Consider the following 17,156-nt stretch of genomic DNA (forward strand, 5'->3'; position numbering starts at 1 on the left):
CAGTTGTGCCGATGAATATCCCTAATCTGATTACCGTTCTACGCGTCCTGCTCATCCCGATCTTCATATTGCTGTTCTATCTGCCTTACCAGTGGAGTTACATGGCGTCCGCCTCGGTATTCGCCTTTGCGGCGGCCACTGACTGGCTGGATGGCTACCTGGCGCGTCGCCTGGAACAAAGCACGCCGTTCGGCGCCTTCCTCGATCCGGTCGCCGACAAGCTGATGGTGGCCGTGGCATTGGTGCTGTTGGTGCAGGAACACGGCAACTTGTGGCTGACGCTGCCAGCTGCAGTCATCATTGGCCGAGAGATCGTCGTCTCGGCCTTGCGTGAGTGGATGGCCGAACTCGGCGCCCGTGCCCACGTAGCGGTGTCCAATCTCGGCAAGTGGAAAACTGCGGCGCAGATGCTGGCGCTGGTGATCCTGCTGGCCAATCCTCGCGACTTCAGCTTCTGGGTCTTGCTGGGTTACTCGTTGCTGATGATCTCGGCAGGCCTGACATTGTGGTCGATGGTTCAATACCTGCGGGCTGCCTGGCCACATCTGAAAACCGACGTTGAAAAGAAATAAAACTTTTTTGAATCAAAGGGTTGACGGGGCATCTGAAATCTATAGAATGCGCCACACCAAGCGGGAATAGCTCAGTTGGTAGAGCACGACCTTGCCAAGGTCGGGGTCGCGAGTTCGAGTCTCGTTTCCCGCTCCAAGTTTGTACGCGGTTGTTGTTGTGCTACTAGACAGCGATCGTTTGAGGCCGAGTAGCAAAATGGTTATGCAGTGGATTGCAAATCCACCTACGCCGGTTCGATTCCGACCTCGGCCTCCACTATAAACAAGCTCCGTAGATCGATGATTTACGGAGCTTTTTTATTTCCAGTGCGCTGCAAGATTTAGTCTTGAAATCAGCCACTGCGAACTTGCTTCAACGGGACGTGATGTATATATTTCCCGCTCTGCTTCACAAGGCTCAATACGGTCAAGTACGTTGAATGACTGATATGAGCGCCGCACCGCGCTACCGCCCGAATGGCGAAACTGGTAGACGCATGGGACTTAAAATCCCCCGCTCGTAAGGGCGTGCCGGTTCGATTCCGGCTTCGGGCACCATCTTAAATCAAGGGTTTGCGAGCGAAAGCTGATGCAAGCCCTTGTTTGTTTCCGGGGCGCCACTTTCAATGGACTTTACTTCATAAAGGCCCGGATGCTTATACCGTTGACAAAAAAACAAGCCCAGCCCGCGCTGGGCTTTTTTGTGGCTGTTGTTCAGACAGAAAACAGAAAGCCCGGAGGTATCCGGGCTTGTCAGGGACAGACATTCAGCGCGAATCTACCTCTTCTGCAGTGCGGGCGTTTGATCTGTCCTTGCGCCTGCGCAGCCAACTGAAGAACGCGTGTACCGGGTGTAAAAACGCCGCCAGCACGCATAGCAGCAAGATGGTGAAAATGGCAATCAGCGGGAGGCTTTCGTGCGAGAACATGGTGGGGTACTCCTGTAGTCACTATGTCGGAACCCGCAGAGTAGACGCCTCGAGTCATGCTTGCGATGAACGTATGTTCATCTTTAGGTGCTTGAACTGTGCTACGGCGGGGTCGCCAAAATGATCGATTCCAGAGCTGCGCAAACAAGGTCTGCGCAGTCATCCAGAGATCTTTTGCGATACAGGAGGGTTTCGTCATTCGGTGAATCGAAGCGTCAGACGCTGGCCTTGATCGAGGCCAACGCTGCGCCTGGTGGGCTTTATCAGCCGCGCTTCGGCAGCTTCCAGTTCGGGCGGATGAAGTGGCAGGTGTAGCCATTCGGGATCCGTTCCAGGTAATCCTGATGCTCGGGTTCGGCTTCCCAGAACGGACCAGCCGGTTCGATTTCGGTGACCACTCGGCCCGGCCACAACCCGGATGCGTCGACGTCGGCAGCGGTGTCTTCGGCGATGTCGCGTTGCTGTTCGTTGAGGTAATAAATCGCCGAACGATAGCTGGCACCGCGATCGTTGCCTTGACGGTTGGGCGTGCTGGGGTCGTGGATCTGGAAGAAGAACTCAAGGATCTGCCGGTAGCTGATCACGGCCGGGTCGAAGACGATTTCGATGGCTTCAGCGTGGGTGCCGTGGTTGCGATAGGTGGCATTGGGTACATCGCCGCCGCTGTAGCCGACTCGGGTGTGCAACACGCCGGGATAGCGGCGCAGCAGGTCCTGCATGCCCCAGAAGCAGCCGCCGGCAAGAATGGCGGTTTCGGTTTGTCCGGTCATGATCTGTGCTTCCTCTCGGTGACAGTGGGTAAGGCCATTGTTATGAGGGCGCGCTGGCCAATTCCAAGGGAGTCAGCGTGACCTGACATAAAAAAGCCCCGGCGATTCAGACCAGGGCTACAGGGGGCGGACCGAGAATTCGGATCAGTTCAGGCACGGGTGAATGTTTAAAACGGGCACTGAACTGTCCCTGAAGTCTCTAGACAAACGCCTGTCCGTGAAAACCTCGTGGCAGGCGCTGCGGCCCGACCAGAGCGGTCAAGCGCTCGATCCATTCCGATCGCCAGTCCGACGCGCCGTGGTCGGCTCCGGCATGCCGGGCGACGCGGCGGGCGGCATTACGCTGGGTTTTGCGCGCTTCTTTGTAGGCCTCGGTGTTGCGGCAACTGCGGCACTTGACGCGATTGAGTTCCTGGCTCGAGGCAAGGTTGCTGCCCTTGTGACCACAAGCCAGATGTCCGTCTGTTTTGAAATGGATAACCATGAACCGTCTCCTGAGTGACGTGTACAGGTTATGACCTCCCGCACCCATGGGCGTTCGGTGCATCGGCCAGACGGTAGGCCGACTGGCTGTCGTTTATCACGCTGCAGTCATCTGAAACGCGGCAGAGGCCGTTCGACCGGTTGCAGCGAAGACAATGTGCTGCGGATCAGCGGCGTGTCTTTTTCGATGTCGTTCAAGCGATCACGGATGCGCAGGGCGGTCGGATGTCCGCCCTGGTGATCGACCCAGTCGGCGATCTCCTTGCAGGCCGCGGCCAGTCGCGCCTGACGCGAGTCGAGCAAGGTGAGGAGGGTGGTGATGGACTCTTTCTCGGACATGGAACACCTCCGTTCAGACAAACCGTTGAGAGGCAGCAAAAAGCTCGCGGGCTGCGAGCTCTCTGCCGTTGGGGCGCTGGTCCGTCAGCTGAAGTTGAGTATAGACCCGAGCTGTCACTTGCATCAGCCGGACGACTGTCGCGCCGCAACCGGTGCGCTGGCCGCATTGAGCCGACGACATTCGCGGCGCGCATCTTCTTCGAGGTCGTAGCCATCGCCGATGAAGCCGCCCGTGCGGGTGTCGTTGATTCGATACCAACAGCTGGCCTCGGCGGGTTCATGCAGGCTTTCCCCGGCGCGGCGACCGTGGATGATGATCTTGTTGCAGCGCTTGACGACAAAAATGTCTTCCATGGCATCACCCCAGCAAATAGGTGTCAGATCAACTATAGAAGCCTTGGCCAATCGTGCAAAAAATAGACAGTCAGTTCGTCGGTTGCAGCCGCCATTCCTGGTGATGCCAATCCAGGCGATGCGTCGGTTTCAAAGCCTGCAGAAAGTCCGCATCGTGGGAAACCGCGACAATTGCCCCGGGAAACGTCTGCAAGGCCTGTTCGAAAGCCTCTACCGAAGCCAGGTCCAGATGATTGCTCGGCTCATCGAGCAGCAACAGTTGCGCCGGTGTCTGGCGCCACAACGCCACCGCCAGCGCCGCTTTCAAGCGCTCGCCACCGCTCAACGAGCCGCTCGGTCGGGTCACCCGCTGCGCGTCCAGCTGCAGATGCGCCAGATGGCTGCGCAATTGGCTTTCACTCAACGGACTGTGTAGCGCAATCAGCTGATCGATGACGCTGAGGTGGTCATCCAGCAGTTTCAGTGGCTGGTCCAGATAGACCACGGGCACATGCGTGGTGCACTCGCCACTCACGGGGGGCAGATCGCCGGCGAGCAGTCTGAGCAGGGTCGATTTGCCGCAGCCGTTGGGGCCATTGACTGCGACGCGCACAGGACCGCTCAGCGTCAGGTTGAGCGCCTGCGTGGGCAACCATGGCACACGCACCTCCTGCAAGGTGCAGACTTTGCGTGAGGTCGGGACTGCGCTGCCGGGCAGATTCATCAACACTCCATCGTCTGGGAGTACGTTGGCGTAGGCCTCACGCACCCGAGCATCGAGGTCCGATTTACGCTGCTGGTGACCTTGACGCACCTGTCCCATGATCTGCCGGGCGGCACGTTTAAGGCTGGCGCGTTCGAAGCCCGCAACGTTGGCGGTTTTTGCGTTGCGCAAGGAGCGCGCGGCATGGCGCTGGATGGTGTCGTGTTCGCTTTTCAGGCGCTGGTGTTCACGGCGGCGTTCGGTTCGGCTTTGATCGAGTGTCGCTTGCGCCGCCGCCTGATGGATTTGCCGCTGCTGTTGATACGCGGAAAAGTTGCCGCCGAACACCGTGGCGCCGAATGGCGTCAGCTCGACGATGCGCTGCATGCGTTCGAGCAATTGCCGGTCATGGCTGACGACGATCAGTCCGCCGCGCCAGCGTTGCAGCTGACTCATCAGCCAGTGCCGGCCGGCGGTGTCCAGATGGTTGGTCGGTTCATCCAGAACCAGCAGGTGCGCCGAACTCAGGAAGGCGCCGATCAACGCCAGCCGGGCTTGCTGGCCGCCGCTCAGCGACTGGGTCAAATCCGCAGGTGCAACATCCACCAGTCCGGCGTCATCCAGCCATTGCCGCAGGCGTTCGGGCAAGTCCCAGCGTTCGCCGAGGCAGTCGAAATCTTCCGCCGCCGCCTCGCCTCGGTGCAGGCGTTCCAGTGCTCGAAGGGCGGCAGCGGTGCCGGTGGCGTCGGCCACGGTCTGTCCCGGTTCGGCGATGAATGTTTGCGCCACATAAGCCGCGGCCGCCGTGCAGGTGACGCTGCCGGCAGTCGGTTGCAGGCGTCCGGCAATCAGCCTGGCCAGCACGCTTTTACCGACGCCATTGCGGCCGACGATGGCGGTGGGGGTGTGATCGAATTGCAGATTCAAGTTGTTGAAAATCGTCTCGCCATTGGCGAACTGAAAAGCCGTTTGATGCAGGGAGACGAGGGCAGGCGTACGCGAGACGTGAGTCATCGGCACCTCCGAAAAATGTCGTGAACAGTGACAGGCGCGCTTCAGCGCATGTCGCGATTACATTTTCAGAAGGCTTGATTGTTCACTTTCTGCGGTTGTCCTGAAGAGGGGAAAGGTGGCTAGCCTAGATCAGCTGTGCGCCTTGATCAAGGCGCGTCCAGCATCTGCTCCAGAAACATTGCCAGGGCGACCTCCTCGGAGCGCAGGCCTTTTCGCACTCTGGGGCGCGGCAGTTCGGCCAGCGCTCCCAGCAGGAACCTTTCGACCACCGCCGGATGGATGTAGCACTTGCGGCATACCGCCGGGGTGTTGCCCAGTTGCCTGGCGACGTTCTTCACCATGTCCACCACATGCCGTTTGGCCTCGGCCTCCGACTCCCATTGCAATTCGCGCAACACCGACAGGGCCAGTGCGCTGCCGGCCCAGGTGCGGTAGTCCTTGGCGGTGAAATCGGCGCCGGTGAGGGTTTGCAGGTAGGTGTTGACGTCGTGTGAACTGACGGTGTGTCGCTCGCCGTTTTCGTCGAGATACTGGAACAGATTCTGCCCGGGAATTTCCAGGCAGCGCTTGATGATGCGCGCCAGGCGGCGATCCTTGACGGTGATCTGATGCTCGACGCCGCTTTTGCCGCGGAACTGGAACAGGATCGCACTGCCATTGACCTCGACATGCCGGCTGCGCAGGGTGGTCAGACCGTAGGAGCGGTTGTCGCGCGCGTACTGCGTGTTGCCGACGCGGATCAACGTGGCGTCAAGCAAGGTGATCACGGTGGCCATCACCTTGTCGCGGCTGAAACCGGGCGCGTCCAGTAAGGTTTCGAGTTGTTTGCGCAGCTTTGGCAACGCCAGGCCGAATTCCCGCAGGCGCGAGTATTTGTCGGCATCGCGCACCTCGCGCCAGCGCGGGTGATAGCGATATTGTTTGCGGCCCCGGGCATCGCGGCCGGTGGCTTGCAAGTGGCCGCGCGGGTCGGCGCAGATCCACACGTCGGTATAGGCCGGTGGCACCGCCAGTGAATTGATCCGTTTGATCTCGTCGGGGTCGGTGATGCGCTGGCCGGCCGGATCGAAATAGGCGAACTTGCCGCGCAGTTTTTTGCGGGTGAGGCCGGGTTGGGTGTCGTCGACGTAATGCAGGTCCGGTGGGAGCACGTCGGCAATGGCAGTGTCGGGCATGGCGGTGTCCTTGACGAATCGCTCTGTTACAGCGATTGACCGCGCGCCGTGGCGGTCGTGCCAACGAATTCAGGCCAGCACTGCGACGGCCTTGATCTGCGCCCACAAACGCTGGCCCGGGTGGATGCCGAGCTGATCCCGAGAGTAACGGGTAATCCGCGCCAACAGCGGGGTGCCGCCGGCATCCAGGCGAATCAGCACATGCGCGCTGTTGTCTGCCGCCTGCTCGCTGACGACGGTGACCGGCAGGCGATTGAGGATGCTGCTGGCCTCGCTGTTGTGCTGACTCAGGCTGATGTCGCGGGCGTGCACCTTGGCGCGCAGGGTCTGACCCACTGCCATCGGCGCGTGCGTCACGCGAAGGTTCATCTCGGTCGCCGGCAGTTGCAGGCTGAGCAACTGGTAGTCGGCATCGTAGGCACTCACCAGGCCTTCGATGATCACCCCGGCGTCATCGCCCAGCGCCATGGGCAGGTCGAGGCGGGCGAGGGTTTCGCCAATCGGCCCGCTGGCCAGGGCCTTGCCGTCGCTCAGCAAAACCAGGTGGTCGGCCAGCCGCGCGACTTCATCCTGCGCGTGGCTGACGTAGAGCACGGGAATGTCCAGTTCATCGTGCAGACGTTGCAAGTACGGCAGGATTTCGCTTTTGCGCTGGCTGTCGAGGGCAGCCAACGGCTCATCCATCAGCAGCAGCCTGGGGCTGGTCAACAGGGCACGGGCGATGCCGACACGCTGGCGTTCGCCGCCGGACAGGTGCTGCGGATGCCGCTCCAGCAGATGACCGATGCCCAGCAGTTCGGTGGCTTGCGCCATGTCGACCCGGCGCTGGGCCTTGGCGATACGCTTGAGGCCGAACTGCAGGTTGGTCAGCACCGACAGGTGCGCAAACAGGCTGGCTTCCTGAAACACATAACCCAGCGCCCGTTTGTGTGGCGGGACAAATATGCGCCGTTCGCTGTCCTGCCAGACTTCGTCGTTGACCTGGATGAATCCCTGTTCGGCGCGTTCAAGGCCGGCAATGCAACGCAGGCAGGTGGTTTTGCCCGAACCGGAATGACCGTACAACGCGGTCACGCCGCGCCCCGGCAAGCGCAGATCGACATCCAGGCTAAACCCCGGATAAGCGATTTTCAGACGTGCATCAATCATCGATCAGCTCCAGCCCACGCGGGTCTTGCGGCTGGAGTACAGCGCCAGCAACACCAGAAACGAAAACACCAGCATGGCCCCGGCCAGCCAATGCGCCTGCGCGTATTCCATGGCCTCGACGTGGTCGTAGATCTGCACCGAGACCACCCGAGTCTTGTTGGGAATGTTGCCGCCGATCATCAGCACCACGCCAAATTCGCCGACGGTATGCGCGAAACCGAGGATCGCTGCCGTGACAAAACCGGGGCGCGCCAAGGGCAATATCACGCTGAAAAAAGTGTCCCACGGATTGGCGCGCAAGGTCGCGGCCACTTCCAGCGGGCGAGTGCCGATGGCGGAGAACGCGTTCTGCAACGGTTGCACCACAAACGGCATGGAATAGATCACCGAGCCGATCACCAGCCCGGTGAAGCTGAACGTCAGGGTGCCCAGGCCCAGCCACTGGGTGAACTGCCCGAGAAAACCATTGGGGCCCATCATCAGCAACAGATAGAAACCAATCACGGTCGGTGGCAGCACCAGGGGCAGGGCGACGATTGCCCCAATCGGCCCGCGCAGCCAGGAACGGCTGCGCGACAGCCACAGGGCAATCGGAGTGCCGACGACCAGCAGGATGGCGGTGGTCAGGGACGCCAGTTTCAGGGTCAGCCAGATCGCCGCGAAGTCGGCACTCGAGAGCGACATTTAGAGCTGGTAACCGTAAGACTTGATGACCGCAGCGGCTTTCGGGCCTTTGAGGTATTCGACCAGCGCTTTGGCGGCGGCGCTGTCCTTGCCTTTGTTCAGAATCACCGCGTCCTGTTTGATCGGGTCGTGCATGCTCGCCGGAACGATCCATGCCGAACCGCCGGTGACCTTGCCGTCCTTGTAGATCTGCGACAATGCGACAAAGCCCAGTTCGGCGTTGCCGGTGGACACGAACTGGTACGCCTGGGTGATGTTCTGGCCTTCGACGATCTTGGCTTTGGTCGCTTCAGTCAGCTTGAGCTTTTCCAGCACCTGAGTGGCGGCCAGGCCGTAAGGCGCGGCTTTCGGGTTGGCGATCGACAAGTGCTGATATTCGTTTTTTTTCAGCACCTCACCTTTGGCGTCGACATAACCTTCTTTCGCCGACCACAGTGCCAGGGTGCCGATGGCATAGGTGAAGCGCGAGCCTTTGACCGTGTCGCCTTCTTTTTCCAGTTTTTCCGGGGTGGTGTCGTCAGCCGAGAGGAACACTTCGAACGGCGCGCCGTTCTTGATCTGGGTGTAGAACTGGCCGGTGGCACCGTAGGCGGCGACCAGTTTGTGCCCAGTGTCTTTCTCAAAATCGGCTGCAATCGCCTGGATCGGTGCGGTGAAGTTGGCGGCAACCGCCACCTGCACTTCATCGGCCTGAACGGCGCTGCAAGCGAATACCGCCAGCAAAGAGGCCAGGCAAGTGGGGGCAAAACGTGAGGCACGAGTGGTCATGTAACAGCTCCGTCATGGGCGAGTGCAGAGGGCAGTTATTGTTAGGCGTGGACTGCACCGATGCGAGGGGTAAACGCTATATAGCGAAATATATAGCGAAACGCCGCTAAACAGGAAGTGCTGATGAAAACCGGGTGAGGTTCGGCCATCGCTCACCCTTTGCCAGATCAGCGCCGAGTCAGTTTTGCCAGGCCGCCTTCGGCCAGTTGCCGGGTCAGATCAGCGCTGCTCAGCTCCTCGCCCAGCGGAAACGCCTGACCGGCCCACAGGTTGCTGAACTGCGCTTCACTTTTGGCGCGCAACGGCATCAACGCGCCACCGGCCAGGGGGAACGCCGGGGCTTTGGGCGACATTGGCCCGATCTCGCGCATGACCCGATTGAGAATGCCGCGCGCCGGACGTCCGGTGAACAGGTTAGTCACGGCGGTTTCGCTTTCCTTGGCGCTGCGCAACGCGTGGTGATGGGAGGCGCTGACTTTCGCTTCCGGCGTGAACAGATACGCCGTGCCGACCTGCACCGCCGAGGCACCGAGCATCAATGCCGCCGCCACACCACGGCCATCGGCAATCGCGCCAGCAGCAATCACCGGGACGTTGACCGCATCGACGATCTGCGGCACCAGGGCAAAGGTGCCGACCTGGCTGCTCAAGTCATCGCTGAGAAACATCCCACGGTGCCCGCCCGCCTCGTAACCCATCGCGATAATCGCATCGCAGCCATGCTGCTCGAGCCACACCGCTTCCTCGACGGTGGTGGCGGAGGAGAGGATTTTTGCTCCGGTGGCCTTGACCCGATCCAGCAGGGATTTTTCTGGCAGACCAAAATGAAAGCTCACCACTTCCGGGCGAAATTCTTCCAGCACAGCGCACGCTGCCGCGTCGAAGGGCGCCCGGTTGGAAACCGGTGTCGGCGCCTCGAAATCGACGCCCAGTTCGCGGTAGTACGGCTCCAGCAGAAGTTTCCATTCACGCGCTCGCTGTTCATCGGCGGCCGGCGGCTGATGGCAGAAGAAATTGACGTTGAACGGTTTGCGGGTCTGCTCGCGAATGGTCTTCAGTTCTTCGCGCAACTGCTCGATGCTCAGCATCGCCGCAGGCATCGACCCCAGGCCGCCCGCGTTGCACACGGCGATCACCATGGACGAGTTCGTGGCACCGGCCATGGGGGCCTGGATGATCGGCAGTTCAATGCCCAACAGATCAAGGATACGGGTGTCAGGCCATTGGCTCATGGAAGCGGTTCTCCGAACGATGAAGCGGGGCAGGGACGGTAGAACCGGTTTTTTAACAGTAAAACCGCGCTCAGGGCCAGCGCGAATTTTCCGCGCATCGACAGTCGGGCGCGGGCAGCGTCAATAAGGACCGTCTGCGCTTCACAATGAGCTGGCGGATTTGAGAATTGGCGCAAAGTCGGGTGGGGCAATGTGTTGCTTTGTGTTATTCCAAGGCGCGAGGATTTGAATCCATTGAGTGAGAGGCAGCCATGTTCAACGGCATTTTGATCGACAAAGACGACAGCGGTTACCACGCCAGCCTGCAGCAGATTGATGAAGCGCAGTTGCCGGAAGGCGACGTGACGGTGAAGGTTGCGTACAGCACACTGAACTTCAAGGACGGTCTGGCGATTACCGGCAGCAGCCCGGTGGTGCGCAAGTTTCCAATGGTGCCGGGGATCGACCTCGCGGGTACGGTCGAGGTCAGCTCGCATCCCGACTATAAGGTCGGTGATCAAGTGCTGCTCAATGGCTGGGGCGTGGGCGAAAGTCATTGGGGTGGGTTGGCGCAAAAGGCCCGGCTCAATGGCGACTGGCTGATTCCCCTGCCGAAAGCCTTCAGCGCCGCACAAGCAATGGCCATCGGCACTGCCGGCTACACGGCGATGCTGTGCATTCTGGCGCTGGAGCGTAACGGCGTGACTGCCGATCAAGGTGAAGTGCTGGTGACCGGCGCCAATGGCGGGGTCGGCAGCTTCGCCATCGCCTTGCTCAGCAAGCTGGGTTATCGCGTGGTGGCGTCCACCGGGCGGGTGTCCGAGCATGCGTACCTGAAGCAACTGGGCGCCAGCGAAATCATCGATCGCGCGACACTGTCAGCGCCGGGCAAGCCGCTGGCCAAGGAGCGCTGGGCAGGCGTGATCGATTCGGTCGGCAGCCACACGTTGGCCAACGCCTGCGCCAGCACCCGCGCCGAAGGTACCGTCGCCGCCTGCGGTCTGGCCCAAGGCATGGATTTCCCGGCATCGGTGGCGCCGTTCATTCTGCGTGGCGTGACCCTGGCCGGGATCAACAGCGTGACTCAGCCCAAGGCGCGGCGGATCGAGGCCTGGGAGCGTCTGGCCAGGGATCTGGACTTCGCCCTGTTGCCCTTGATCAGTCACGAAATCGCCCTGAGTGAAGCCGCCGACGCGGCGCCGAAACTGCTCGCCGGACAGCTGCGCGGCAGGGTTGTGGTCGACGTCAATCGCTGACAGAGTAGGGGTCATTGCGGCCCTGGGTGGCCGCACTTCTATGTTAGGGAGCGGCATTTTCGATGGACTTGAAACGACAGCAAATCCACGCCTTTACCGTTGCCGGCCTGCGCGTGCGAACCACCAACGCTGCAGAGCATCAACCCGAGACCGCGAAGATCGGCCCGATGTGGGGCGAGTTTTTCGACCAGGAACTGGCCGAAAACATTCCCGGCAAGTCAGCCAGTTCGCCGATTTATGGCGTGTACTCGGGCTACGAGTCGGATGTTTCGGGTGCGTTCGATGTCACTGCCGGCGTCGCCGTGAATGCTGCGGCAGAGGGCTACGAGTCGGTCCTGATCGAGGCGGGTGAGTATCTGGTGTTCGAGGCGCAGGGCGCGTTGCCTGATGCGGTCATTGCGACCTGGGGACGGATCTGGACGTTCTTTGAGGAGAATCCACAGATCAAGCGCCGCTTCGCCACCGATTTCGAGGCCTATACCGGCCCTGAATCCGTGGCGGTCTGCATCGGCATCCGCTAAGGCTGCGTTTCGCGCTCCAGCAACTGGCGCTTGCGCTCCACACCCCACCGATACCCCGAGAGATTGCCATCGCTGCGCACCACGCGATGGCAGGGAATCGCCACGGCCAGGCGGTTGGCGCCGCAAGCCTGCGCCACTGCGCGCATGGCGGTCGGCGCGCCGATGTGCTGGGCGATCTCGGCATAACTGGCGGTGCGGCCAGCGGGGATCTCCCGCAGCGCCTGCCACACGCGCTCCTGAAAGGCCGTGCCGCGCACGTCCAGTGGCAAATCGAGGCCCAGCGCGGGTGCCTCGATGAAGCCCACCACTTTGGCGATCAACTGTTCAAACCCGGCGTCGGCGCCAATCAGGTTGGCCTGGCGGAATTGATCCTGCAGGTCGCACACCAGTTGATGCGGATCGTCGCCCAGCAGAATCGCACAGACACCGCGCTCACTCTGTGCCACCAGAATCGCCCCCAGCGAGCACTCGCCGACGGCAAAGTGGATGTCGTTGTTGCGCCCGGCCGCGCGATAGTCACCGGGCTTCATGCCCAATACCTTGTCAGCCGCCTCGTAAAAGCGGCTGTTGGAGTTGTAGCCCGCGTCGTACAGCGCGGCAGTCACCGAACCGCCGGCCGCCAGCCGTTCACGTACTCTGCGCGAGCGATGCGCCGCCGCGTAACCCTTTGGCGTCAGGCCGGTAGCCGCCTTGAACACGCGGTGGAAATGGAACGGACTGAGGCCTGCAGCTTCGGCGAGTTGGTTGAGCGCGGGCACGCTGTCGCTGGTTTCGATCTGCCGGCAGGCCAGCGCCACGGTGGCGGCATGCTGCGCGGCGACGTCGGTCTGATCCTTCCGGCTGCGTTTGCTCGGGCGATAACCTGCGGCCTCGGCGGCTTCGGCGTTGTCGAAAAACTCGACGTTCTGCGGCTTGGGCAACCGCGAAAGGCTGCTGGGGCGGCAATAGATGCCGGTGGTTTTCACCGCATAGACAAACTGCCCGTCGGCCCGTGGGTCCCGTGCAACAACGGCGGCCCAGCGTGGATCGGTTTCAACGTTGATGAGGGGCGACAGCTTTTTCATGGCAAGTAGTCCGTTGACCTGTTTGATTCAGGTTAACCGGCGGCAATGGTGACAACACTCCGCGCCTTGCGGTCAAATTTTCAGATCACCCGGCGACGCGGAACGTCAGATTGATCCGCCGTTCGCCCAGCGCTGGATGCCGGCCAGGTTTGATCGGCAACACGCCGTGAAAGCGCAGGCGATCGACACCGCCCCAGACCACCATGTCGCCGTGCAGCAGGGGAATGCGCTGGCTCTTGTCGCTGCGGGCAAAACCACCGAACAGGAACATGGCCGGCAAGCCCAGCGACAGCGAAACGATCGGTGCGGCGTAGCCATGTTCGTCTTTGTCCTGGTGCAAGGACATCTTCGCACCGGGGAGATATTGGTTGATCAGGCAGGAATCTGCGTGGAAGTCGGCAAACCCGCCGCGTTGCGCGGCGGTTTGCGCCAGTTCGACCAGCAGCGGCGGCATCGCTGGCCACGGCCTGCCGCTCAACGGGTCGATGGCGCTGTAGCGATAACCGCTGCGATCGGTGATCCAGCCCAACGCTCCGCAACTGCTGGTGCCTACCGACATGCTGAAACCACCCGGAGTGACCATGTGGCGCAAGGGCGCGGCAGCGAGCAGGGTGTCCAGCGCCGGCAACACCTGATCGACCACCGGCAGGGCGAAGCCGCGCAACACCCAGGACTGTTCGCCGATCTGCTCGGCACGGGGTTCTTGCGCGGGTTCGTGGTCGGCGAACAGGTCGAAGGTGGTCGGCTGCATGATGCCCATGTTGCGTCGTCGAAGAAGATACCTGGGAGGATATTGCGTTACAGGGCTTTGCTGACGGCGATATCGCTGATCACATCTTCCGTCTGGCCGTGGATGGCGTCCAGCGCAGCCTTGGCTTCTTCCACGGTGCCATTCTCCAGTTGCGCGAACTCGAAGCGGCGCTCACCGTTGAGCTTGTATTTGATGACGTATTTGGTCGTTGGGGCCACGGGCGTAGTTACCTTTTGCGTTGGGCCGACTCAGCTGAGTTTGGAGCTGGAGCGGCGGATGATCTTGATCGAGTGGGTCAGGGTCGGTTTGCGCGTGACGCTGATGGCGCGGCGATTGACGGTGTCGATGGTGATGTTCCAGAAACCGGTGCTCGGCGCGGTGATGCGTGCAGGAAACGTGTCGAAAGCGCCGCCGTGGTAGGTGTGGCGTCCGCCGTTCTTGAAGGCGCGAAAGTTGGCGTCGTTCATCAAACGGATGTTGCAGGTCTGCGAGCATTGGATGACGACGATGTCGTCTTCATTGAGGTGCTCGCGCTGGTGAATGAATTTCATGGGCGCCTCCAAAAGGGCTTTTTCTACTAAATCAAAACGATAGCATGTGCGATTGGCGCAGTTTATCAGCCCGAACGGGTTATTATCCCGCCGTCGAGCGCCGCTTTGACAATTAAAAACAGTTATTCGCGATTCGATGCGGGTTTAATGGAGTGAGCCTCGGAGAAAAATGGCATTACTGCTGTCCGACGGTCTTTATGGGAGGTGTTTGTATGAAGTGGGGTGTGGTGTGTCTGCCGTTGATATTGGCCGTGGGTGGTTGCGCGAGTGTTTCCGAAATCAATGAAACGCTACCGACCATGAGCGTGATTTCCGGCAAGAAACCCCATGAATATGCTCAGTGCCTGGCAGAGAAGCTTGCCAGCAGCCGGGGTGCGCTGCAGATGCAGCCGCACAAGGATGGCGTTCGAGTGATCGTTCCCGGGAAATTTTCCACCGGCGCGGCCGCGGTGTTTGATATCGACGACCGTTCCGGCGGCAGCAGCATCAAGCTGCATGAGCGTATGTCCAATGTGCCGGTGCGTCCGCGTGACGTGCAAAACGCCGCCAATGCGTGTATTTCCGGCTGATAGACTACTGGTCATCAGCACCGATGCCGTCACAGCCATGCTGTGGCGGCATTTTCATTTCTGGAGTCGCGCATGAAGCGAGAGCAAGTACGGGAGCGCCACGCAGAAGGCCTGATTTCTGCCACGCATGTGATACAGAACCCGGCCAATTCGGGCGAATGGATCGTATTTTTCAAGAAGAGCGCCGGGCGCAGCTATTTTCTGGTGGACGATAACGACGAAGTCGAATCCTTCGCCCGGCTCGACGATCTGATCGAGGTCGTGCGCGGGCTCGGGATCAAATTCGCCGAGATCCACATGTAGGGTCTATTTGCAGACCACCACCACGTTGCGGTTCTTGTAGTTGCCGACATCGACCCCCAGGGTCTTGTCACTTTCCTTCGGCGCTGGCGTGCCATCGGTCCCGACAATGCGGTAGCCGGTGCCAGCGCAGGAGGCATCGGCTTTTTCGTAGCAGGTGGCCCAGGAGTTGGCCTCGCCGGAGCAGTCGATGGTCAGGCCCTGTTCGCCGTTGTTCAGGTAGGTGGTTTGCGAGGTGGCACAGCCGCCGAGGGCCAATACCGCGAGCAGCGGCAATAATCTGTTCATGTTCATAAGTGTTTCGTCTTCAGCGAGGGAGGGGCTAAACGCTCTGACAGCGCCGCGATGAAAAGGTTATAGCGATTGGCCACTTGTTTGCACTGAACTTTCGCACGATCAGAAAAAAGCCCTGCGCAAAGGCAGGGCTCAGTACGTGTCGGCGTCGATCAGTCCTGATCTTTGCCACGGCGTTTCGACGATGCCGGGGTGTCGGTGAACACCGACGCTACATCAGTCGCTAACTGCTCGCTGTCGAAAGGCCCGGCGATGTGTTCGCCATTGGTCGTGGTCAGATTCCACTTGCCGTCTTTCTTGTCGATCACATACCCGTTGATGATTTTTACCGCGGCCATCTATCTGTCTCGTTCGCTGGTTCAAAGGCGCCATGATACCGACAAATGCTCACATTGGGGGACGATGAGCGTATGGTGATGCAGCGCCTCTGCGCCTTTGAGCTACTCTGATTTCGCCGCTCGAAGACGGCAACGGAACTATCGGCGAGAATATTTCTCTATGTTGGCATCGGTTAGCCAGTGCGGGGCATTGTAAGGTGCACGCCGCCTGATTAGACTGCGCCGAAACTCGTACACACAGCCCTTTCAAGGACTTATATGATCAAGAAATGCTTGTTCCCAGCAGCCGGTTACGGTACTCGCTTCCTGCCAGCGACTAAAGCCATGCCCAAAGAAATGCTGCCGGTGGTAAACAAGCCACTGATCCAGTACGGCGTTGAAGAAGCTCTGGACGCTGGCCTGACGGAAATCTCCATCGTGACCGGTCGTGGCAAGCGCGCCCTGGAAGACCACTTCGACATCAGCTACGAGCTGGAAAACCAGATCAAGGGCACCGACAAGGAAAAATACCTGGTCGGTATCCGCAAGCTGCTGGATGAGTGCTCGTTCTCCTACACCCGTCAGACCGAAATGAAAGGCCTGGGCCACGCGATCCTGACCGGTCGCCCGCTGATCGGTGACGAACCGTTCGCCGTGGTGCTGGCGGACGACTTGTGCGTCAACCTCGAAGGCGACGGCGTACTGACCCAGATGGTCAAGCTGTACAAGCAGTTCCGCTGCTCGATCATCGCCATTCAGGAAGTCGATCCGCAGGAAACCAGCAAGTACGGTGTGATCGCCGGCGAGATGATCCGCGACGATATCTATCGCGTTCACAGCATGGTCGAGAAGCCAAAGCCGGAAGACGCGCCGTCGAACCTGGCGATCATCGGTCGCTACATCCTGACCCCGGACATCTTCGACCTGATCGAGCAGACCGAGCCAGGCAAGGGCGGTGAAATCCAGATCACCGACGCGCTGATGAAGCAGGCCCAGAACGGCTGCGTCATGGCCTACAAGTTCAAAGGCAAGCGTTTTGACTGCGGTGGTGCTGAAGGCTACATCGAAGCGACCAACTTCTGCTTCGAGAACTTCTACAAGACCGGCAAAGCTTACTGATACCGTCGATCTGCAGCGCCACGGGTGTGAGAACACTCAGGCGCTTGCACCCACAAACGCCCCGACCTGTTCGGGGCGTTTGTTTTTGTGCTGGAAAAACCCTGGAGTCCGGCAGCGCGTTTTACTGGCGGTGGCTCTGAGCGCGCTGGCTGCTTTTTCGAGGGGGAGGGATGCGGCAGCGTGATTCCTGTCCCGATTGCCTTCAGGCCGCGCATCAGAGGCCCGCAAGAGCGAACAACCTATTCGCCCTGAACGAAAAAAGCTCCGTATCTTGCGATACGGAGCTTTTTCTTTATGCGCTACGT

23 protein-coding genes and 3 tRNA genes are annotated in these 17,156 nt (G+C 60.4%); 9 read left to right on the plus strand and 17 right to left on the minus strand.

Features of this window, described 5'->3' with window-relative positions:
- The first annotated feature begins 11 nt into the window (after window positions 1–11).
- From pgsA to J5M57_RS11050, 4 genes are all read left to right on the plus strand, one after another.
- A complete protein-coding gene (gene pgsA, locus J5M57_RS11035; protein ID WP_007965084.1) occupies window positions 12–572 on the plus strand; it encodes a CDP-diacylglycerol--glycerol-3-phosphate 3-phosphatidyltransferase in 561 nt (186 codons plus the stop codon).
- A 60-nt stretch (window positions 573–632) separates the two neighbouring features.
- A tRNA-Gly gene (locus tag J5M57_RS11040) sits at window positions 633–708 on the plus strand.
- Window positions 709–754: 46 nt separating this feature from the next.
- Window positions 755–828, plus strand: a tRNA-Cys gene (locus J5M57_RS11045).
- A gap of 194 nt (window positions 829–1,022) precedes the next feature.
- Window positions 1,023–1,109, plus strand: a tRNA-Leu gene (locus tag J5M57_RS11050).
- Between the two features lie 209 nt (window positions 1,110–1,318).
- On the opposite strand, the gene J5M57_RS11055 is transcribed toward J5M57_RS11050, so the two are convergent.
- The 11 genes from J5M57_RS11055 to J5M57_RS11105 all read right to left on the minus strand — a co-directional run bounded on the left by J5M57_RS11055 (window position 1,319) and on the right by J5M57_RS11105 (window position 10,130).
- Window positions 1,319–1,480: a hypothetical protein gene (locus J5M57_RS11055; protein WP_169841590.1), complete on the minus strand. Its 162-nt coding sequence runs from the start codon at window positions 1,478–1,480 to the stop codon at window positions 1,319–1,321.
- A gap of 263 nt (window positions 1,481–1,743) precedes the next feature.
- Window positions 1,744–2,250, minus strand: a complete 507-nt coding sequence (gene msrA, locus J5M57_RS11060; RefSeq protein ID WP_064587705.1) for a peptide-methionine (S)-S-oxide reductase MsrA — start codon at window positions 2,248–2,250, stop codon at window positions 1,744–1,746.
- Window positions 2,251–2,449: 199 nt separating this feature from the next.
- Window positions 2,450–2,734, minus strand: coding sequence for a hypothetical protein (locus tag J5M57_RS11065; protein ID WP_083369001.1), 285 nt, complete (start codon window positions 2,732–2,734; stop codon window positions 2,450–2,452).
- 107 nt (window positions 2,735–2,841) lie between these two features.
- Window positions 2,842–3,072, minus strand: coding sequence for a hypothetical protein (locus J5M57_RS11070; RefSeq protein ID WP_007964939.1), 231 nt, complete (start codon window positions 3,070–3,072; stop codon window positions 2,842–2,844).
- Window positions 3,073–3,195: 123 nt separating this feature from the next.
- A complete protein-coding gene (locus J5M57_RS11075) occupies window positions 3,196–3,426 on the minus strand; it encodes a hypothetical protein (RefSeq protein ID WP_207848532.1) in 231 nt (76 codons plus the stop codon).
- A 70-nt stretch (window positions 3,427–3,496) separates the two neighbouring features.
- Window positions 3,497–5,122: an ABC-F family ATP-binding cassette domain-containing protein gene (locus J5M57_RS11080; RefSeq protein WP_207848531.1), complete on the minus strand. Its 1,626-nt coding sequence runs from the start codon at window positions 5,120–5,122 to the stop codon at window positions 3,497–3,499.
- A 146-nt stretch (window positions 5,123–5,268) separates the two neighbouring features.
- On the minus strand, window positions 5,269–6,297 hold the full coding sequence (locus J5M57_RS11085) for a DNA topoisomerase IB (protein ID WP_083369004.1): 1,029 nt from the start codon (window positions 6,295–6,297) through the stop codon (window positions 5,269–5,271).
- A 69-nt stretch (window positions 6,298–6,366) separates the two neighbouring features.
- On the minus strand, window positions 6,367–7,446 hold the full coding sequence (modC, locus tag J5M57_RS11090) for a molybdenum ABC transporter ATP-binding protein (protein WP_207848530.1): 1,080 nt from the start codon (window positions 7,444–7,446) through the stop codon (window positions 6,367–6,369).
- Window positions 7,447–7,449: 3 nt separating this feature from the next.
- The gene (modB, locus tag J5M57_RS11095) at window positions 7,450–8,130 is read right to left on the minus strand and encodes a molybdate ABC transporter permease subunit (RefSeq protein ID WP_207848529.1); all 681 of its coding nucleotides are present in this window, start codon (window positions 8,128–8,130) and stop codon (window positions 7,450–7,452) included.
- Window positions 8,131–8,898 carry a molybdate ABC transporter substrate-binding protein gene (gene modA / locus J5M57_RS11100; RefSeq protein WP_207848528.1) on the minus strand — a complete coding sequence of 256 codons (768 nt, stop codon included), beginning with the start codon at window positions 8,896–8,898 and terminating at the stop codon, window positions 8,131–8,133.
- Window positions 8,899–9,065: 167 nt separating this feature from the next.
- The gene (locus tag J5M57_RS11105) at window positions 9,066–10,130 is read right to left on the minus strand and encodes a nitronate monooxygenase (protein WP_207848527.1); all 1,065 of its coding nucleotides are present in this window, start codon (window positions 10,128–10,130) and stop codon (window positions 9,066–9,068) included.
- A gap of 251 nt (window positions 10,131–10,381) precedes the next feature.
- Between J5M57_RS11105 and J5M57_RS11110 the strand changes: the two genes are divergently transcribed.
- Both J5M57_RS11110 and J5M57_RS11115 read left to right on the plus strand, forming a co-directional pair.
- Entirely contained in the window at window positions 10,382–11,365 is a 984-nt protein-coding gene (locus J5M57_RS11110) for an MDR family oxidoreductase (RefSeq protein WP_207848526.1), read from the plus strand.
- Between the two features lie 62 nt (window positions 11,366–11,427).
- A complete protein-coding gene (locus J5M57_RS11115) occupies window positions 11,428–11,886 on the plus strand; it encodes a GyrI-like domain-containing protein (protein WP_207848525.1) in 459 nt (152 codons plus the stop codon).
- Here the strand turns inward: J5M57_RS11115 and ada are convergent.
- The 4 genes from ada to J5M57_RS11135 all read right to left on the minus strand — a co-directional run bounded on the left by ada (window position 11,883) and on the right by J5M57_RS11135 (window position 14,252).
- Window positions 11,883–12,950 carry a bifunctional DNA-binding transcriptional regulator/O6-methylguanine-DNA methyltransferase Ada gene (ada, locus tag J5M57_RS11120; RefSeq protein ID WP_207848524.1) on the minus strand — a complete coding sequence of 356 codons (1,068 nt, stop codon included), beginning with the start codon at window positions 12,948–12,950 and terminating at the stop codon, window positions 11,883–11,885. The two genes, J5M57_RS11115 and ada, sit on opposite strands and share 4 nt — an antisense overlap.
- Before the next feature lie 85 nt (window positions 12,951–13,035).
- Entirely contained in the window at window positions 13,036–13,701 is a 666-nt protein-coding gene (gene alkB / locus J5M57_RS11125; RefSeq protein WP_207848603.1) for a DNA oxidative demethylase AlkB, read from the minus strand.
- Window positions 13,702–13,748: 47 nt separating this feature from the next.
- A complete protein-coding gene (locus J5M57_RS11130) occupies window positions 13,749–13,919 on the minus strand; it encodes a hypothetical protein (protein ID WP_099093332.1) in 171 nt (56 codons plus the stop codon).
- A gap of 30 nt (window positions 13,920–13,949) precedes the next feature.
- Window positions 13,950–14,252, minus strand: a complete 303-nt coding sequence (locus J5M57_RS11135) for a DUF1883 domain-containing protein (RefSeq protein WP_024164475.1) — start codon at window positions 14,250–14,252, stop codon at window positions 13,950–13,952.
- Window positions 14,253–14,464: 212 nt separating this feature from the next.
- On the opposite strand from J5M57_RS11135, the gene J5M57_RS11140 reads away from it, so the two are divergent.
- Both J5M57_RS11140 and J5M57_RS11145 read left to right on the plus strand, forming a co-directional pair.
- On the plus strand, window positions 14,465–14,821 hold the full coding sequence (locus tag J5M57_RS11140) for a hypothetical protein (RefSeq protein WP_169841599.1): 357 nt from the start codon (window positions 14,465–14,467) through the stop codon (window positions 14,819–14,821).
- Window positions 14,822–14,893: 72 nt separating this feature from the next.
- Window positions 14,894–15,124: a hypothetical protein gene (locus J5M57_RS11145; RefSeq protein WP_007964656.1), complete on the plus strand. Its 231-nt coding sequence runs from the start codon at window positions 14,894–14,896 to the stop codon at window positions 15,122–15,124.
- Window positions 15,125–15,127: 3 nt separating this feature from the next.
- Here J5M57_RS11145 and J5M57_RS11150 read toward each other — a convergent pair whose 3' ends face one another.
- Window positions 15,128–15,415 (minus strand): hypothetical protein, encoded by a 288-nt coding sequence (locus tag J5M57_RS11150; protein WP_082920317.1) that lies wholly within the window; start codon window positions 15,413–15,415, stop codon window positions 15,128–15,130.
- A gap of 152 nt (window positions 15,416–15,567) precedes the next feature.
- A complete protein-coding gene (locus J5M57_RS11155; RefSeq protein ID WP_007964653.1) occupies window positions 15,568–15,753 on the minus strand; it encodes a hypothetical protein in 186 nt (61 codons plus the stop codon).
- A gap of 258 nt (window positions 15,754–16,011) precedes the next feature.
- Here J5M57_RS11155 and galU point away from each other — a divergent pair, with 258 nt between their 5' ends.
- Complete coding sequence (gene galU, locus J5M57_RS11160) at window positions 16,012–16,851, plus strand: UTP--glucose-1-phosphate uridylyltransferase GalU (RefSeq protein ID WP_007912230.1); 840 nt, start codon at window positions 16,012–16,014, stop codon at window positions 16,849–16,851.
- Window positions 16,852–17,156: the final 305 nt, after the last annotated feature.

The sequence above is a fragment of the Pseudomonas sp. 86_A genome (assembly GCF_017491705.1).
Lineage (GTDB): Bacteria > Pseudomonadota > Gammaproteobacteria > Pseudomonadales > Pseudomonadaceae > Aquipseudomonas > Aquipseudomonas koreensis.

Bases quoted from the DNA above. Each gene is read 5' to 3' on its own strand.
- pgsA (WP_007965084.1), top strand. From the start codon at position 12: ATGAATATCCCTAATCTGATTACCGTTCTACGCGTCCTGCTCATCCCG.
- J5M57_RS11055 (WP_169841590.1), bottom strand. From the start codon at position 1,480: ATGTTCTCGCACGAAAGCCTCCCGCTGATTGCCATTTTCACCATCTTG.
- msrA (WP_064587705.1), bottom strand. From the start codon at position 2,250: ATGACCGGACAAACCGAAACCGCCATTCTTGCCGGCGGCTGCTTCTGG.
- J5M57_RS11065 (WP_083369001.1), bottom strand. From the start codon at position 2,734: ATGGTTATCCATTTCAAAACAGACGGACATCTGGCTTGTGGTCACAAG.
- J5M57_RS11070 (WP_007964939.1), bottom strand. From the start codon at position 3,072: ATGTCCGAGAAAGAGTCCATCACCACCCTCCTCACCTTGCTCGACTCG.
- J5M57_RS11075 (WP_207848532.1), bottom strand. From the start codon at position 3,426: ATGGAAGACATTTTTGTCGTCAAGCGCTGCAACAAGATCATCATCCAC.
- J5M57_RS11080 (WP_207848531.1), bottom strand. From the start codon at position 5,122: ATGACTCACGTCTCGCGTACGCCTGCCCTCGTCTCCCTGCATCAAACG.
- J5M57_RS11085 (WP_083369004.1), bottom strand. From the start codon at position 6,297: ATGCCCGACACTGCCATTGCCGACGTGCTCCCACCGGACCTGCATTAC.
- modC (WP_207848530.1), bottom strand. From the start codon at position 7,446: ATGATTGATGCACGTCTGAAAATCGCTTATCCGGGGTTTAGCCTGGAT.
- modB (WP_207848529.1), bottom strand. From the start codon at position 8,130: ATGTCGCTCTCGAGTGCCGACTTCGCGGCGATCTGGCTGACCCTGAAA.
- modA (WP_207848528.1), bottom strand. From the start codon at position 8,898: ATGACCACTCGTGCCTCACGTTTTGCCCCCACTTGCCTGGCCTCTTTG.
- J5M57_RS11105 (WP_207848527.1), bottom strand. From the start codon at position 10,130: ATGAGCCAATGGCCTGACACCCGTATCCTTGATCTGTTGGGCATTGAA.
- J5M57_RS11110 (WP_207848526.1), top strand. From the start codon at position 10,382: ATGTTCAACGGCATTTTGATCGACAAAGACGACAGCGGTTACCACGCC.
- J5M57_RS11115 (WP_207848525.1), top strand. From the start codon at position 11,428: ATGGACTTGAAACGACAGCAAATCCACGCCTTTACCGTTGCCGGCCTG.
- ada (WP_207848524.1), bottom strand. From the start codon at position 12,950: ATGAAAAAGCTGTCGCCCCTCATCAACGTTGAAACCGATCCACGCTGG.
- alkB (WP_207848603.1), bottom strand. From the start codon at position 13,701: ATGCAGCCGACCACCTTCGACCTGTTCGCCGACCACGAACCCGCGCAA.
- J5M57_RS11135 (WP_024164475.1), bottom strand. From the start codon at position 14,252: ATGAAATTCATTCACCAGCGCGAGCACCTCAATGAAGACGACATCGTC.
- J5M57_RS11140 (WP_169841599.1), top strand. From the start codon at position 14,465: ATGAAGTGGGGTGTGGTGTGTCTGCCGTTGATATTGGCCGTGGGTGGT.
- J5M57_RS11145 (WP_007964656.1), top strand. From the start codon at position 14,894: ATGAAGCGAGAGCAAGTACGGGAGCGCCACGCAGAAGGCCTGATTTCT.
- J5M57_RS11150 (WP_082920317.1), bottom strand. From the start codon at position 15,415: ATGAACATGAACAGATTATTGCCGCTGCTCGCGGTATTGGCCCTCGGC.
- J5M57_RS11155 (WP_007964653.1), bottom strand. From the start codon at position 15,753: ATGGCCGCGGTAAAAATCATCAACGGGTATGTGATCGACAAGAAAGAC.
- galU (WP_007912230.1), top strand. From the start codon at position 16,012: ATGATCAAGAAATGCTTGTTCCCAGCAGCCGGTTACGGTACTCGCTTC.